Here is a 14,719-nt window from a genome sequence, read left to right as displayed (position 1 = left end):
CGAGAATCGTCCTCACGGTCTTACGTATAAATACTTAGTGGGTTCTACTTAGGGGAAACATCCAAATTTTCCAGTTCGTTAGAAGCGGCCAATCTGCGCCCCGCCCCATCGACGTTCTGAAGATCGAGTCCGCCATGTACGCTCAGGCCGCAAGCATTCACGAGATTAGCCATCATTCGAGCAGTGTCTTGTGCAGACAACCTCGTACCCATGGACCGTTTGGTATGGTTGCGACCCCGATGCGGTTCGCTCGCAATGGCGAGATCTATGGCGAGGATGAGGCAGCCGAATACCTATATCAGGTGGTGTCGGGTGCTGCACGAACCTACAAGATTATGGAAGATGGACGTCGACAGATTGGTGCGTTTTATCTGCCCGGTGACATTTTCGGCTTCGAGGCCGGAGACAGCCATATCTCTTCGGCGGAGGCGGTCTGTGAGACGCATCTTTTGATGGTGAAGCGCAGCGCTCTCATTGCTCGCGCCAGCCACGAGAGCGAGCTCACACGGCAACTATGGGACGCGATGGCGCTTGAGCTCCGCCGCTTTCAGGAACATCTGATGCTCCTGATCAGCAGCGCTGAAGAGCGGGTCGTGGCATTCCTGCTCGATATGTCTCGCCGCGCTACGAAGAACGCTGCGATCGAACTGCCCATGTCACGTCAGGATGTGGCAGATTACCTTGGCTTGACCATCGAAACGGTCTCGCGCACCCTCACTCAACTCGAGCAGAATGGCGTGATCGCCCTGCCGTCCTTGCGCAGAATCGAGCTACGTAACGACAAATTGCCCAGCCGCGTTGCGCAGAACTTTGGCTAAGCTCAAGCATCGCTGTGAAATGCGCGACTTCTTTGCACCGAACAGCGCCGACAAATCCAGCGCGTCAAGGACATCGAACCTTTGCTTGGGCGACTCTCGCACGGGTGACAGGATCGCTAGCTTACATTGTTCCTCCGTGGAGCACCGCCATGATTATCGATCTTCTGCTTCGAGAGCATCGCAATATTGATCTGCTTCTGGTCGCCCTCCAACGTGAATTGGAGGTTTTTGAGCATGGGGACCGTCCAGACTATGAGGTAATTCGCGCGATTATCAGCTACTTCGAAGTTTACCCGGAGGTGTACCATCATCCTCAGGAAGACCAGATTTTCTCCAAGCTCAGAACTCGCGATCCGGACGCGGCTGCTATCGTCGGCGATCTCGCGCACGAACACCGCGAAGTCATCGACCGTCTGCACCAATTTGCTCGAGCTATCGATGGTATCCTCGCGGATCGTGAACTTCTTCGGGAAGACGTCGGCAACATCGTGCGCGACTTTATATTGCGGGAGCGGCGCCACATGATGTGGGAAGAACGAGATTTCTTCCCCGCCGCCATCAAGGCTCTATCGGCTGAGGATTGGACCGAAATCGCGTCCGCCCGTACTGATGACGGGGATCCGCTATTCAGCGAGGCAGCGGAAGCGACTTCCGATGCACTAAGAGCGCATATTCTAGAATTGGAGCAAGAAGCTGAAGCCGAACGGAGCTCGGTTGCGTTTTCGTCCGCAATGGCCGGCAAGCCGCCAGATGGCGCCAAAGCCGATGGACCGTAATTGATCGCTGGCGTTTGACGAGGGAAAGTGGACGTCATAGATCCTATTGAAATGAAGGAGATTCTTCCTGGCGCGCATGCGCTGCGCAGAGCCAGGACGAAATCCGTAATTGCTTTCCTTCAGTCCGCCGGTCGCAATCGGCATGCCGAACCCGCAGGTTCCATGACCTGAGCGTCGGCAAGGCAAGCGGCGGTGTTGCTCGGCTTTCCCCGACTGATATCGCGCCAAACGGCCCCCCCTACATCCACCGACCGATCGGGATAGACAGTTGCGGCCGCTGCGCGAACCCTCCGGGCCTGGCACAGGGCAACGCAGGACCTGACCTTCGACATCTACACCGATTGCGGTTTGGTTCGCCTCACTCAATCGGTGACTGGATTGGATCACCAACGATCTACGGACGCCCATGCGTATAGGATGCTGCTCATTGCGAGCGGGCGAGCGCTTCATCGCGTTTCGAAGTGCAATGCATGCGCTGCGGGTATGCCCTACCAATTTCGGCTTGAAGGCCACGATGGCCCGGCGCGGATATTTGAGCCAGCGCAAAGCTTATCCGCGGCGTGTCCGGTAATCGGCCGAAGAGAAAGAAAGGCATCCGAATGCGACCGGACTTGGCAAAATCCTACGGGCAGCACCGGCTGCCCCGCTACACCAGCTATCCGACGGCGCCCCATTTCTCAATGTTGGTTTGCGAATCCGACTACCAAACGTGGCTCAAGTCGTTGGGCGCCCAGCAATCCGCCTCGATCTACGTGCACGTGCCGTTCTGTCGAAGCATGTGCTGGTACTGTGGCTGCCACACATCTGTCACGAAACGCCAGGAACCGATCGCGATTTATGCAGCGGGACTGCGGACTGAAGCTTACCTCGTTGCAGAAACCGTTGGTCGACGGCAACCGATTTCTCATATCCACTTCGGGGGCGGCACCCCGACGATCATGACGCCTGAAACGTTTGCTGATCTGATCAGTTCGTTGCGCTATTGCTTCGCTGTCCTGCCCGATGCCGAGATCGCCGTCGAGATCGATCCACGCATGTTGAGCGAGCCGATGGCCGAGGCGCTGGGTTATTGCGGGGTCAGCCGGGCGAGCCTTGGTATCCAGAGCTTCGATCCTGTTGTTCAGCAGGGCATCAATCGTCTGCAGAGCTTCGGACAGACCGCGACTTCGGTCGACCGGTTACGCCGCGCCGGCGTCGAGCGGATCAATTTCGACCTCCTCTATGGCCTGCCCCTGCAGACGGTCGCCTCGTGCCTGGACACCGTCGCCAAATGCCTCGACCTTCATCCGAATCGGTTTTCGGTCTTTGGCTACGCGCACATTCCTTCGTTCAAGAAGCATCAACGCAAGATCGATGCGTCAGCCATGCCCGACAGCGTCACGCGCCACCACCAATCCGAAACCATCGCCAAGACTTTGGTTGATGCGGGATACGTACGCGTCGGCATCGATCACTTCGCCCTGCCGGACGACAATCTAGTCCTAGCGAGGCGGGAAGGCAGGTTAAGGCGCAACTTCCAGGGCTATACCGACGATAGCGCGGACGCCCTCATTGGTCTGGGCGCCAGCGCGATCGGCCGTATGCAACAGGGGTTCGTCGCGAACGCTGTCTCGACAAAGCAGTACCTCGCTCGCATGGCCGAGGATCGGCTCGCCACCGCGAAGGGATATTTGCTGACCGATGACGATCGTTTCCATGGCGAGATCATCGAGCGGATCATGTGCGACCTGGCTGTCGATCTTTCCGAGACATCGCGTCGTTACGGCCGGGATCCGAGGTCGGCTGTCGTCGATCGTCACCGGCTCGACAGCCTTATCGCCGATGGCGTCGTGGCGATTGAGGATGGTCAGCTTTCCGTAGCCGCTGGCGCAGAGTTCCTGGCCCGGAGCGTCGCATCGGCTTTCGACGCTCACCTTCCTCGGTCCAAAGCTATACATAGTCAGGCGGTCTAACGACTGAGCAGAACCGAGCGTTTCAGATGGGAGTTCGACACCCGACTGGCTTTGGATAACGACCAATTGCGGCGCTGAAGAGCGCGCCGGTTGGCATCCCGTTCGCTCCCCCGCGTCGAGCCGCGCATCTCAAACAGAGCTTGGAACCGACACTCGGCTGTCGAGTGGAATCCATGAGTGCTGGAAGCAGGGTCAAAATCAACAGCAAGGTCACGACTATAAGACTTTGCTGTCGGCATTTTCGTATAGTCGCGTCGATCGAGCACATCTTTTCCCGGCAGGAAAGCGCACCAGCTTGCGCTTGGTGCCCGTCCATGCCACGACCTCCCCGCCCACGCTGCTGGACTCGGCAACACGTAGCGGAAGTACGCATCAGCGGCAAACCTTCGTGTCGATTTCTTATCCCACGCTATATCGGCCGCATACCACGGCACAATTGAGCTACGTTGAGCTTGTGCTTTAACTGCGGTCAGATTCTCGGCGGATGTCCTCGCCGTGATCGAGCCATCGGCTGTCCTCCCTCTGCCGATGGAAGCCGGCGCGATGCATAGCAGCGTCGCTCCTCCCGGACACACTCCGCCCGGCCGCTCAAGGCGGCCGGGCCTTTTTTTATTCTCCAAGGCGCCTTACGACGCAAACGCCTACAAGCGATCGCCTTCTCGACGAGAGACACCAGGTCCAGGATCAACGGTCGACGGGAGCGGATGCAACGCGCGGTTCGCGGGCAGCAGCGACCATGTTGACCAGCGCCGGGCGAACCTCCTCCCATTTGCGCGTCTTCAGGTCGCAGTCCGGATTGCCCCAGAGTTGCGAACTCCGCAGCTGCTTCCGAGCGAACGCCATGAGTTCCGGGTGCTCGAGCCGGGCCATGAAATTCATTCCGGCGACAGGCGCGCCTGAGCGGTCGCGCACCTCGATCGCAAGAACAACTCCTTGAGGCGGTGCAAAAGAGGCTAACGCATCGGCGGCCAGTTCCTTCATCTCGGCCAATCATAGATATTGGCATGACCATCTAAGGAGGCGCGTTGGCGTCGAGCCGCGCGTCGACTCTTGGAAGAGACGAAGCAAGCCTGCGCGATAAAGGTCACGGCGCCGGGCAGGACGCTCTTCATGCAATCTGGCTATCGAACGGTTCATTGAGCACGCTTCGATGCGTCTGCCTTATCCACCAACAACCAAGGATAAGTGTTGAATAGGCGCACGAGATACGCGCTAAGCCCAGCAGCATACTCAGCGAGCACATTTTTTTAGGACCAGCCAGTCCTGGTAGGCGTCACGCGGATGTTTTTGGCGATACTGCCCAAAGCAAGCATATTGAATCACCACAACGAAAAGAGAAGCCCGCAATGAAAATGGCTGTTTGGAGTGCTCTCGGCGTCTTTGCTGCTGCTGTCTTTACGGTCGGCCTGTTCGGCTGGATCGCAAGACCATTTATGAATCAGGCCGTCAGGCAGATGCTCTCGAAAGTGTTGAGCGGTTCAAGCCGAAGCTAGCAAGACCTCGGGCTTCCGCTCTTGCCAGTCGGCACGACTGTCGGGGAAGCCCAGCTCCCTCCATTATTGGCTTGCGACGACGAACAGATAGACGACGGGCCAAAAACGCGCCATCGCGCGAGCGGCGAATGCCACCGTATCTCGCCCCGTCTGCTCGGCTCGAAGCCTTCCTTAGCGTCGATTCCAAATCGCTTGCCGCTGAAGAGCGGCTTCGCTTCGTTGTTGGCCGCAAAGTGCCAAGCACAACCCGGCTGAGGCGCCTTCGACCTTCGCAGCAGCGGCAACGGCCCCGAACCACACGGTTCGATGGCGGCAAACCTGCTTCCAATTGTCGTCAGGAATCTGTCGCAGGCATTCGCCCGTGCTGTCGAAGATCCAGCGCGTGACAGGAATCAATCACGGAAGTCGCGATGAATAGGGTTGAATGGTAACATTAAAACGTGCGCAAGTCGGGAAGTCGACAAAGACGGCACAAATCTCGTACGAATTGCCGGCTATTGCCTGGCACGAAGAATGCAAGTCATCGGCATGTCCAGGCTTCTCCTCCTGGGCAGGTCCAGCATTGCAAATTGAGGCTTTGGCTGACCACTGAAGTTAGCGGCGCGTGACATCGAGGGACGGCGCCTGCTCACGCGGGACATCAGCAGGCGCCCGCGTCACGTTGCCGCTAACTTCTTGCGATCGCGCATAGCACGTTCAGGATGTCCCGGTTTAGAATTTGACGTGTGGATGAGCCGGCAGCAATGACCAAAATGTCTAGAAGGCGCATGCTTTGGTTCTGTATCGGTCGGCCGCTGATCTGCCTGGCCGGGTTGGCGGCGACGAGCAACGATGTACGCGCCAACGAGAACGCGCTTGTCGAAAGGGTCAAGTCGACATGGCGAGCGCAAGATGGTGAGACTATAGAACAAATCATCTCCCAAGTCTCGAAGGTGGCTCACTTCGTCCCTCGATCGTGGGGAGTCGCTGAAGGAGTTGACCGAACGGAGTATGTTTACTTTTCGTGGACCAGGCACCCGGACAATAAATCAGACGAACGGTACGCTATCACTTGGAAGATCGCGACCGACGGGACGATTAGACTTGCGTCGACATATGCAAAGCCGATTGAATTGGGCTGGCGCGCGCTGGCGCTCTCGTTGATCGCCAGTGAAGTCACAGATGGCGAAAGGAACCCAAATCTTCGCTTTCTGCATGATCCGGCCAACTTCAACTTCGTGACGACCGCGCAAGGCAAGCTCGGCAATCTTCTGCGGCACGGTCGCTGCCATATCATTGAACCGGTTGCAGTGGATTACGTGTCGAAACCGAATGACAAGCCGACTGAAAAGGGTGATCTGTGGCGCGTTCTGCTTTTGGTGAACTGCAGGATCCCAGGGCCCCATTATTTTACCCACAATGGCGTCATCACTTTCGAGAAGAGCGAGGGACAAGATTGGGAGCCTCGATCTTTTTTTGCCAAGCGTATCGCCGCCTTTCCTCCAGGCTCTTGGTTCGATCGCATAGAGCCAAGTGAACGGGAAGCAATAGAGAGGGCGCGAAAGGCCTCGGCCAATGATCCCATAGAGCGAGATCGCAGCTCAGCTCCTTCACGCTGAGTGCCCCGGACTAGCAGCAGGCGCGTTCGGAAGCGGCCCATTCCGCGAGAAATCGATGCGATGACTGTCAAACGCCATCCGGAAGAGTGCAGAAACGAGAGCCGTTCGGCTCCTCGTATGCAAAGGTATCGAGCAAGGCATATTCGACCAACGTCGTATCCGGGACATGCGGCAGTGGTTTTTCGACCTTAAGTCCGCCACCCGCTTCACGATATCGATGCCGCTAGAGGCTACTTCATGGGCGCGTGTGCTCCAGCGCCATCCCCACTATCGGCGCTGGCAGTTCCATCGATCCCAAGCGGAAATGCCGGCCTTTGACTGGAAGGGCGCCGCGAAAAGTCAATTCACAGAAGAGAACCTACATCTGTTTGATCTGCTCAAGGGTATACCATTCGACGACGCGACGTGGCGACAGGCAAGCGACCTCGCCCGGAAAAACCACGGGCGCGAGGTGTTCAACACCACCGTACTCCAACCCTACTACGAGGCCGCGATGTCGCTTTGCGTCTTCATCGCCGCCAACGGTGGCATCGAATTTGGCAAGGGTCGGCCGGAATATTTTAGAGCGAAGGGCGCGCCGATTGCGTTGCTTGCCTTATGCGCGCTGGTGCTGTTCGTCTCAGACTGGGATATGAACGCCGCGATCACAGCCTTCGCTAAGCTGTTGTCCGCGCCGGCACCCAGCAACCTCGCGCTTGGCAACGTCATTAGACTTAACCCATTTCATGAGTACGGCGCGTGGCGCCTTGTTATCGCTTCCGTGGAGGTGGCCGCCAAAAGCCAGAACGAGTTGGATTATGGTGGACGGCTCGCGGCGATTGAAGCCGCGCTGCGTGAGCAGCATCGCGTGTGGAAGAAGGGGCAATCTTAGGGTCGAGCCGGGCCCTCGCAGCGGACTTAAGCAGCTAGGCGATCAGTTCTATCTCATCGGCCCCGAACCAGTCCTGCCTGATCATCGCGTCGCGCGCGAGCGTCGGATCCGCAGCGTAATAAACAACGGCGAGGCTCTGCTCGGCGCGGCTACAGGTCACATAAAACAGGCGCCTCGTCCGATCGATGGCAGTCTCCTTTCCGGCCGCTTCATTCTCAAGATCTGTCTTACTCTTCGCCTTCGCCCCGAAAAGCTTGTCATAGGCGAACATAAAGCCGCGCGCTTCTTCGTCGCTGACGACAACCATTACCCTTGGAAACTCCAGCCCCTTAACCCCCTGGTGCGTGTCGAACTGCGATACGCCGCGAACATAGCGGTCATACTTCTCAATCTGGTCGAAGGGCGCCTCCAGCGCCAACCGCCAACCACCCAACTCGCTTTTGGCATCGACTTCCTCTTCCCGGTCGGCGGTGTCACCGGCTGACGCGTCAACATCACCTTCCGAGACAACGGCATCGGCAGCGGAAAACGGGACCAACACCTCGGGGATCGTGAAGAGGTTAGTTTCGGCGACATAGCGCAGGACTGTGCGTGCCGTCGGCTTCTCATCGGCGTTCACCAGGGTCAACAGGCCATCGCAGGCTACCTTAACCTTACCGAGAATCTCAGCCTGCTTCTCGCCGGCAGCTTCAAGCGCTTTGCGTTCGAGGAGTGGCGACGTGCGCCGAACGACTGCGGCGACGGCAAATCGATCTCCCGCGCGCAAGGCTACGACCAGCGGCACTATCTCGCGGGTGAAGAGGCCGATGCCCGCGCCTGTCCCTTGCAAAAAGCTCGTGCGGATACGCTCGACCGCGTAGAGCGGCTCGAAGAACTGTTCGAAGCCAAAGCGGCGCGCGGACATCAGGTGCTCCAGCGCTAGCGTTTTGATCGCTTCGGCTCCCTCCGCCCAACTCGGGTCGCCCGTGATCTCCGCCATTCTTGCAGCTACGGCGCCCTCCGCCGCGCTCTTGTCGGCTATCGACTGCGAGATGACGAACAGCCGAACAACGCCCTCGTCAGCATCGCTGCGCGGCTGCTGTTCCTCTCCATCCTCATCTCGCCTGATTTTGTTGATGAGCGTGACGACCCGCGTGGGGCAACGATGGTTCATCCGCTTTCTCGGCTTGGCCCAGGCCTCTGGAATCGCCTCGGCCAAACGCTCCTTACCGTCCGCGTAGATACGCTGCATCGTGTCGCCGAAAAGTCCCAGGCAAAATGCTTCGCGATATCCCGCCTCGACATCGAGCAGCGCGTCCATGAGCCTCCGGCTTGTATCCTGGCTCTCGTCTATAAGCAGGATTGGGAATCGGGTCACCAAGAGCCGGCGCAAACCAGGCTTTGCGCTGAGAAAATCGACGGTCATGGCGATGACCTCTGCGTGGCTAAGAGAGTCCCGCGTACGGTTATCGCCGGTGGGGCTGTAAACGAAACGCGAAATTCCGGAGAGGTTCGCGCGCCGACGCCGCTTGCTTTCTATCGAGCGGGCGCGATCCGACGCGGCTTTGCTGTTTGCCCGCCCCTTCGCCTGCGCTTCTTCCAGTTCGGCAATATCCTCAAGGAGCCTGGTCGACAGCCACCCCCGGATATCTCCGTCATAGCCGGCAATCAGCGACCACGCGAATGCGTGAATGGTCGACACCTCCACGCGAGGATCGAACTCGAGCCGCTGTTTGATCTCGTCGCAGGCGGCATTGGTGTAGGTGATCACCCCGATCTTCTGACCGGATAGCGACAGCCGCCGGCCCTGCTCCTTACATACCGTTCGGATAGCTTCGACGAGCGACCGCGTCTTGCCCGATCCGGCGCCAGCGTAGAGAAAGAAGCTCCTGGGCTTCTCAATGTTCAGGCAGGCGAGTATCGCTTCATCTGCTTCGGAATCAAATTTGTCGTCAACCACGCTCATGCGTTGGCCTCTTCGATTTCGGCGACGACATCCTCTTCGACCGGGAGGCTAACCTCGACCTCCACCTGGGGCGGCGCCTCCTTCACCTGAGGCAGAACCTCGACCTGCTTTTTCTTGAGCTGTGCGAGCAGCCACTCAAGCCCCTCGGCGATGTAGCGCGGCACGATGATCGTGTCAAATTCTCGACCTCCATTACGTCAAGCGCAAACTCGGCCTTCTTGCCGTTCTTGAGGGCGAGGTACATTCGCTCGCCGATCGCGGCCGCCCCACCGCCATTCGTGATCGCATCGCGAAACTTGCGGACCAGTCCGGTGCCATCCAGTTCGGAGAAAAAGCTGAGATTCTCGAACGCTAGCGCATCCTCAAACGTATACGGATATGCGACCTCCGGCCCCACGATACCCGGCGACGTGACACCCAACGGTGTCTGATACGCGGCCCGCACAGCGAATAGCGGGTCCCCGTCCTCGTGCAGCATCTTCTTCCCGCCATCAGCTCGCATGAGCTCATCTACATCGTCGAGCTTCGGCACCCATGTCTTCAGCGTCGCGTTATTAGTTTTCTGGCCAGCGCCCTTCGCGGGTTGGACGGAGGCGCCGCCCGTTCCATCCAGCGTATCCAAGTCAGTGACGATCAGGGTCAGCAAACCCAGGTGATCGATCAAGGGTTTGAGACGATGCGCGTGGCTTCCCCCGATCTCAAGCAAGGTGATGTAGCACTGGTTGAGCTCGTCGTAGTGCGCTCGGATGAAATTCGGGACGAGCATCCGTTCCGCCGGCCCCTCCACCAAAATGGCCGCGTCGGCGAAGAACAGATCGGCATGCTGGGCCCGAAGATATCGGGTCACGAAACGCTCGGTCTCGCTACCCGGACCAAAAACCTCCGACAGATTGACGACGCTGGAGACTGGCACTTTCGCCGCCATTCCCGCAGGCAGCCGCCGGAAATAGCGCAAGCACGAGAAGGGCGTCTCATGCGCGACGTGACTCGAGTGGGTGCTCACCACCAATTGAGTGCGCAGCTTTTGGCTGTCTCCGAGGTCCTCGTGCGCACGCAACACCGCATAAGCTTTCTTGATGAAAACTTGCTGGACTTGCGCGTGCAAATGCGCTTCCGGTTCTTCGACCAAGACGAGATGGAGAGGTTCGGTCGTAGTCACCGTCATACCGGTTGACGCCTTCCCGACACGCATCCAGGCGTCGCGAAAGCTCATCAATCGGAATATCATCGAGATCAGGTTTTGATAGCCGAGGCCGTTATTTGCCTCGGGCAGGCGCAACACAGGCGTCGTCGCGCCGTCCTCGGCAATGACATCCACCTCGAAGCTGATCGCCGCATTGTGGTTGAGACCGTCGATAGCTTTCAAGCGTGTCGAAACACGCGGGCGCGGATCGGTCACGCCAGGGTATCCCATCCCCTCGACCTCGGTGAACGCTGCCTTGAAGCTCTCGGTCAGCCGCTTATCGAATGCGTCTTGCGCGGCTTCAATCGCTTGCAACGCGCCGAGGTCCTTCGGATCAGGGCCCTTCGTCGGATCGAGGTGTTTTCCGTAGTAGCTTCTTAGCTGGTCGGACAGTCGGCTGCCGGCTGCCGCCGCAGGAGCATCGTCATCCTCTGGAGCCTGCTGCTCCTCACCGAATCCCCGTTGTGCCGGTATGTCGTGAACGCGGATCAGCCCGCTCAACGGATCACCGTCGATCGGCCGAGATCCGACCGGCAGAGCCTGCGGCCGAGCCAGCGACTTGGCGGGCGCGACGAGTTGACCCGGATCCAACGAATAGGCCCGTACGATGAAATGCGCCGACAGACGCTTGCTAAGAAAATCGACCAGATTCTCCGGCCAGATCGTCAGCTTGGGCGGTGTAGCCGACGGATCAGTGCCAGGATTCTCCGCAGCAGCGGCCGCAATCGCTGCTGTCCTCATCGTCTCGGCGTCGCTCACGGCGCCCACGTACTCCTTGTATAGGAGCGCAAGGTCCTTTGGCTCATAGCGCAGCCGAACGCCAAGCCTTCCCCCCGCCCAGTCCAAGGTCGGGATAAGATCACGGACATGGTGCATCTCGCCCGTCTCGACATGCAGCCATAGGTCCAGGGTAGGCAACGAACCGACCCACGGATCAACCGCTAAGTCGACGACCTCCTCCGCATTGCGCGCAGCTATCCAGCTTTCGCCCAACGCAATAATCGTAGGCCAATGGCATAGAGTGAAATCGTGCATCTCGAATGGGCAGCGGCGCGGCGATAGGAATCGGCGTAGCGCAAGCATGGCTGATGTCTTGCCGCTGTTATTCGCTCCGACGAACAATGTGGTTGTGGTCGAAAGGTCAACGCGCGTTGATAATAGCTTTCTGAAATTGGCGATTTCCAAGAATTCAATATGCACTGCCAGCGACCTTCCCCACTCCGATCTGCGGTAACATCATCCGCACGTTGTTTTCGACGATATATTTTTGCTTCATTGATAGCGGCAGTCGTTGACCCGAATCTCTCGTGCTGCCCCCATAGATTAAGCAAGATGACTTGCAGCCCGCCAGCGTTGGCCGGCCGGGCAAATGTCGTTCTCGTTCTCAGCACCTCCACCAAGAAATTCTGATGGCCTGATCGAAGCTTGACGTCACGTCGTCAAGCACGATGCACTTCGGCAATCCGCCATAGAGGGACGCGGCCGCAATCCCACTCCTACCGGGGAAGCTTGCGGTGAATAGCCCGCCTATTCGCCGCACAAAGTGCGGTGAATAACCTTGTGTCTGCGGCGAATGTAAGCCATAATCACCGCAGGAGATGCGGTGATTATGGCTACGTACTACCATCAGCGGCCGGAATGGCCGAATTTCATCTGGGATTCCAAGGCGCTAACGCAGGAACTCGCCTTCGTGCGCCATCGCCAAGGGCGCTTGATTGGACGCATGGAGGGCCTCGGCTTTCCGCTCCGTGATGAGGCCATGCTCCAGACCCTCACCCAAGACGTGCTCAAGTCGAGCGAGATCGAGGGTGAAATCCTCGACGCCGATCAGGTCAGGTCCTCAATCGCCCGCCGCCTCGGCATGGACATCGGGGCGCTAACGCCGGCCGACCGCGATGTCGAAGGTGTCGTGGAAATGATGCTCGACGCCACGCAGAATTTCGACAAGCCGCTCACGGCTGAACGCCTGTTCGGATGGCATGCAGCACTGTTTCCAACCGGCTACAGCGGCATGCATAAAATCACCGTGGGAGCGTGGCGTAGCGATAAATCGGGACCCATGCAGGTCGTCTCGGGTCGCGTCGGCAAGGAGCGCGTGCATTATGAGGCCCCAGAAGCGACTCGCCTTGAACAAGAAATGAAAGCGTTTCTTGAATGGTACAACGCGGATAGCGACATCGACCCAGTACTCAAAGCTGCGCTTGCGCATCTTTGGTTCGTCACCATCCATCCTTTCGACGACGGTAACGGCCGTATCGCGCGCGCGATAGCCGACATGTCGCTCGCCCGATCAGAGAAAAGTTCGCAGCGCTTCTACAGCATGTCTTCGCAAATCCGAAAAGAGCGGAACGCGTATTACGACACGCTGGAGGCGACGCAGAAGCAGGATAACGGCGATGTCACGCCTTGGGTGCAATGGTTTCTCGGCTGCCTCGACCGTGCCTTCGGTGGCGCCGAGGAGACGCTCGCGACGGTGTTGAAGAAGGCGAAATTCTGGGAGGCGCATTCGTTCGGCGACTTCAACGAACGCCAGCGGGACATGATCAATCGCCTGTTCGACGGCTTCTATGGCAAACTGAATACGTCGAAATGGGCGAAGATCGAGAAATGTTCTGCCGACACGGCCTTGCGTGACATCACCGATCTGGTCGAACGCGGTGTTCTGAAAAAGGATGCCGGCGGCGGTCGCAGCACGACCTATTCGCTCGCCGCGACGAGCGACACATGAGGCGCCATGGCCGATGAGAACCTCAAGGAATGGGTGTTGCCCGCTTCAATTCCCTTCTCGGAATTGAAGGGGAAGGACCTTGAGGAGTGCCTATATTGGCTTATGGACGCGATGGGTGCCAAAGATCTTGAGTGGCGCACAGGCGGCAGCAGCGGCGGCGCCGCCGACGGCGGCCGAGACCTTGAGGCCCATTTCTACACGCCGGCGGCCGCCGACGACAGTATCGAGCCGCAGGTGTGGTGGATTGAATGCAAGGGCAGAACCGGCACAGTTGATGCCAACGAGGTTAAGAACGCCGTTGTCAACGCTCAGGCGAAAGACAAGCTCGATTGCATCGTCGTCGCGACGATTACCCGATTCTCCAATCCCACGATCGATTGGGTGAAGGAGTGGCAAAAGAAGTACCCTCGCCCGGTCGTCAGGTTGTGGGACGGCGCTCATCTGGAACGGCTGTTGAGTCGGCATCCGGAAGTCGTTCTGCGCCTGTTCTCCCAGGCGCTCAGCCTTCAAGGCCGGTTTCAAGCCATGGAGTCGCGCTTCTGGAACAAGATCGAATTTGTCACCGAGCGCACCCTCTCCGATCTCTGGAAAAACCGCGACGACATCGAACCTTGGCAATGGGCGTATTCGCGGCGACGGTCAATGAATTTGCCAATGGCGACATTACCCGCCGGCCGTGGGGAGCAATTCTTGTTGCACGCTCTCTTCTTGAGGTCCCGCAAATCGGGCTCGTGAACGTCTCTTACTTGTTGATGCGAGGCTCGAAGGCCGGCGTCTGTCAAACGCCGATGACTAGGGCTCTCGCATATCTCATTCTATGCGCGATCGATGTTTTGCCTGCCGAAAAAGGTAGCCCGGCTAATCGATGACTCGATCTACCGCGGCAGGAAGGAAGAAATGCCAGAACACGTGCGCGAATTCCTTCTGATGCCGATCGCCGATCAACTGCTTTCGGAGACGCAGGATATTTGCAGCTCTGACTGTAGAAGACTGATGGCGCTGGACCGTCAAACCCTGACAGAAGACAAGGATGAGGTTGAAAGCTATTGGCTGCGGCTGGATTCCACGAAAGTTGAAGACGAGACCGATGAAGCATCCAAACGCCACCTGCGCCTCGAACGGCTCGACGCGCCCTGCGTTGTCGGATTTCCGGTCGACAAGAATAATGGATGTCCGCTGTTCGCACTCCAGCCGACGACAAATAATGTTGAAGAACTTCTTGCGATCATCAAACGGGTTGCAGCTTTCCGAAAGGCTCAGGCCGCGCAAAAACGCGCAGATACAGCTACCAAGCAATGATTACGATCGATGACCTCATCGTTGCCAGCTACGCGACGATGGACATTTAGGCCCTG

At 58.3% G+C, this 14,719-nt stretch carries 11 protein-coding genes and 1 pseudogene; 9 read left to right on the top strand and 3 right to left on the bottom strand.

Annotation, left to right across the window (positions count from 1 at the left end; all coding sequences use genetic code 11):
- The first annotated feature begins 224 nt into the window (after positions 1-224).
- The 3 genes from ACVIHF_RS04205 (at position 225) to hemN (ending at position 3,546) form a co-directional block, all read left to right on the top strand.
- Positions 225-818 carry a helix-turn-helix domain-containing protein gene (locus ACVIHF_RS04205; protein WP_310881330.1) on the top strand — a complete coding sequence of 198 codons (594 nt, stop codon included), beginning with the start codon at positions 225-227 and terminating at the stop codon, positions 816-818.
- Positions 819-967: 149 nt separating this feature from the next.
- Complete coding sequence (locus tag ACVIHF_RS04200) at positions 968-1,594, top strand: hemerythrin domain-containing protein (protein ID WP_456781508.1); 627 nt, start codon at positions 968-970, stop codon at positions 1,592-1,594.
- Between the two features lie 599 nt (positions 1,595-2,193).
- Positions 2,194-3,546, top strand: coding sequence for an oxygen-independent coproporphyrinogen III oxidase (gene hemN / locus ACVIHF_RS04195; protein WP_456791735.1), 1,353 nt, complete (start codon positions 2,194-2,196; stop codon positions 3,544-3,546).
- Between the two features lie 684 nt (positions 3,547-4,230).
- Here hemN and ACVIHF_RS04190 read toward each other — a convergent pair.
- A pseudogene (locus tag ACVIHF_RS04190) lies at positions 4,231-4,404 on the bottom strand (hypothetical protein); the annotation flags it as partial.
- Between the two features lie 488 nt (positions 4,405-4,892).
- On the opposite strand from ACVIHF_RS04190, the gene ACVIHF_RS04185 reads away from it, so the two are divergent.
- From ACVIHF_RS04185 to ACVIHF_RS04175, 3 genes are all read left to right on the top strand, one after another.
- Positions 4,893-5,039, top strand: coding sequence for a hypothetical protein (locus ACVIHF_RS04185; RefSeq protein WP_160321790.1), 147 nt, complete (start codon positions 4,893-4,895; stop codon positions 5,037-5,039).
- A gap of 743 nt (positions 5,040-5,782) precedes the next feature.
- Complete coding sequence (locus tag ACVIHF_RS04180) at positions 5,783-6,637, top strand: nodulate formation efficiency C protein (RefSeq protein WP_456791734.1); 855 nt, start codon at positions 5,783-5,785, stop codon at positions 6,635-6,637.
- A gap of 166 nt (positions 6,638-6,803) precedes the next feature.
- Complete coding sequence (locus tag ACVIHF_RS04175) at positions 6,804-7,508, top strand: hypothetical protein (RefSeq protein ID WP_456791733.1); 705 nt, start codon at positions 6,804-6,806, stop codon at positions 7,506-7,508.
- A gap of 34 nt (positions 7,509-7,542) precedes the next feature.
- On the opposite strand, the gene ACVIHF_RS04170 is transcribed toward ACVIHF_RS04175, so the two are convergent.
- Together ACVIHF_RS04170 and ACVIHF_RS04165 are read right to left on the bottom strand one after the other, a co-directional pair.
- Positions 7,543-9,453, bottom strand: coding sequence for a UvrD-helicase domain-containing protein (locus ACVIHF_RS04170; RefSeq protein ID WP_456791732.1), 1,911 nt, complete (start codon positions 9,451-9,453; stop codon positions 7,543-7,545).
- Between the two features lie 82 nt (positions 9,454-9,535).
- The gene (locus tag ACVIHF_RS04165) at positions 9,536-11,836 is read right to left on the bottom strand and encodes an AAA family ATPase (protein ID WP_456791731.1); all 2,301 of its coding nucleotides are present in this window, start codon (positions 11,834-11,836) and stop codon (positions 9,536-9,538) included.
- A 409-nt stretch (positions 11,837-12,245) separates the two neighbouring features.
- Between ACVIHF_RS04165 and ACVIHF_RS04160 the strand changes: the two genes are divergently transcribed.
- The 3 genes from ACVIHF_RS04160 to ACVIHF_RS04150 all read left to right on the top strand — a co-directional run bounded on the left by ACVIHF_RS04160 (position 12,246) and on the right by ACVIHF_RS04150 (position 14,663).
- Positions 12,246-13,364 carry a Fic family protein gene (locus tag ACVIHF_RS04160; RefSeq protein ID WP_310885087.1) on the top strand — a complete coding sequence of 373 codons (1,119 nt, stop codon included), beginning with the start codon at positions 12,246-12,248 and terminating at the stop codon, positions 13,362-13,364.
- Positions 13,365-13,370: 6 nt separating this feature from the next.
- Complete coding sequence (locus ACVIHF_RS04155; RefSeq protein ID WP_456791730.1) at positions 13,371-14,099, top strand: restriction endonuclease; 729 nt, start codon at positions 13,371-13,373, stop codon at positions 14,097-14,099.
- Between the two features lie 162 nt (positions 14,100-14,261).
- The gene (locus tag ACVIHF_RS04150) at positions 14,262-14,663 is read left to right on the top strand and encodes a hypothetical protein (protein WP_310881321.1); all 402 of its coding nucleotides are present in this window, start codon (positions 14,262-14,264) and stop codon (positions 14,661-14,663) included.
- The last annotated feature ends 56 nt before the right edge of the window (positions 14,664-14,719 follow it).

The sequence above is a fragment of the Bradyrhizobium sp. USDA 4506 genome (assembly GCF_054058795.1).
This window is presented reverse-complemented; position numbering and strand designations above follow the sequence as displayed.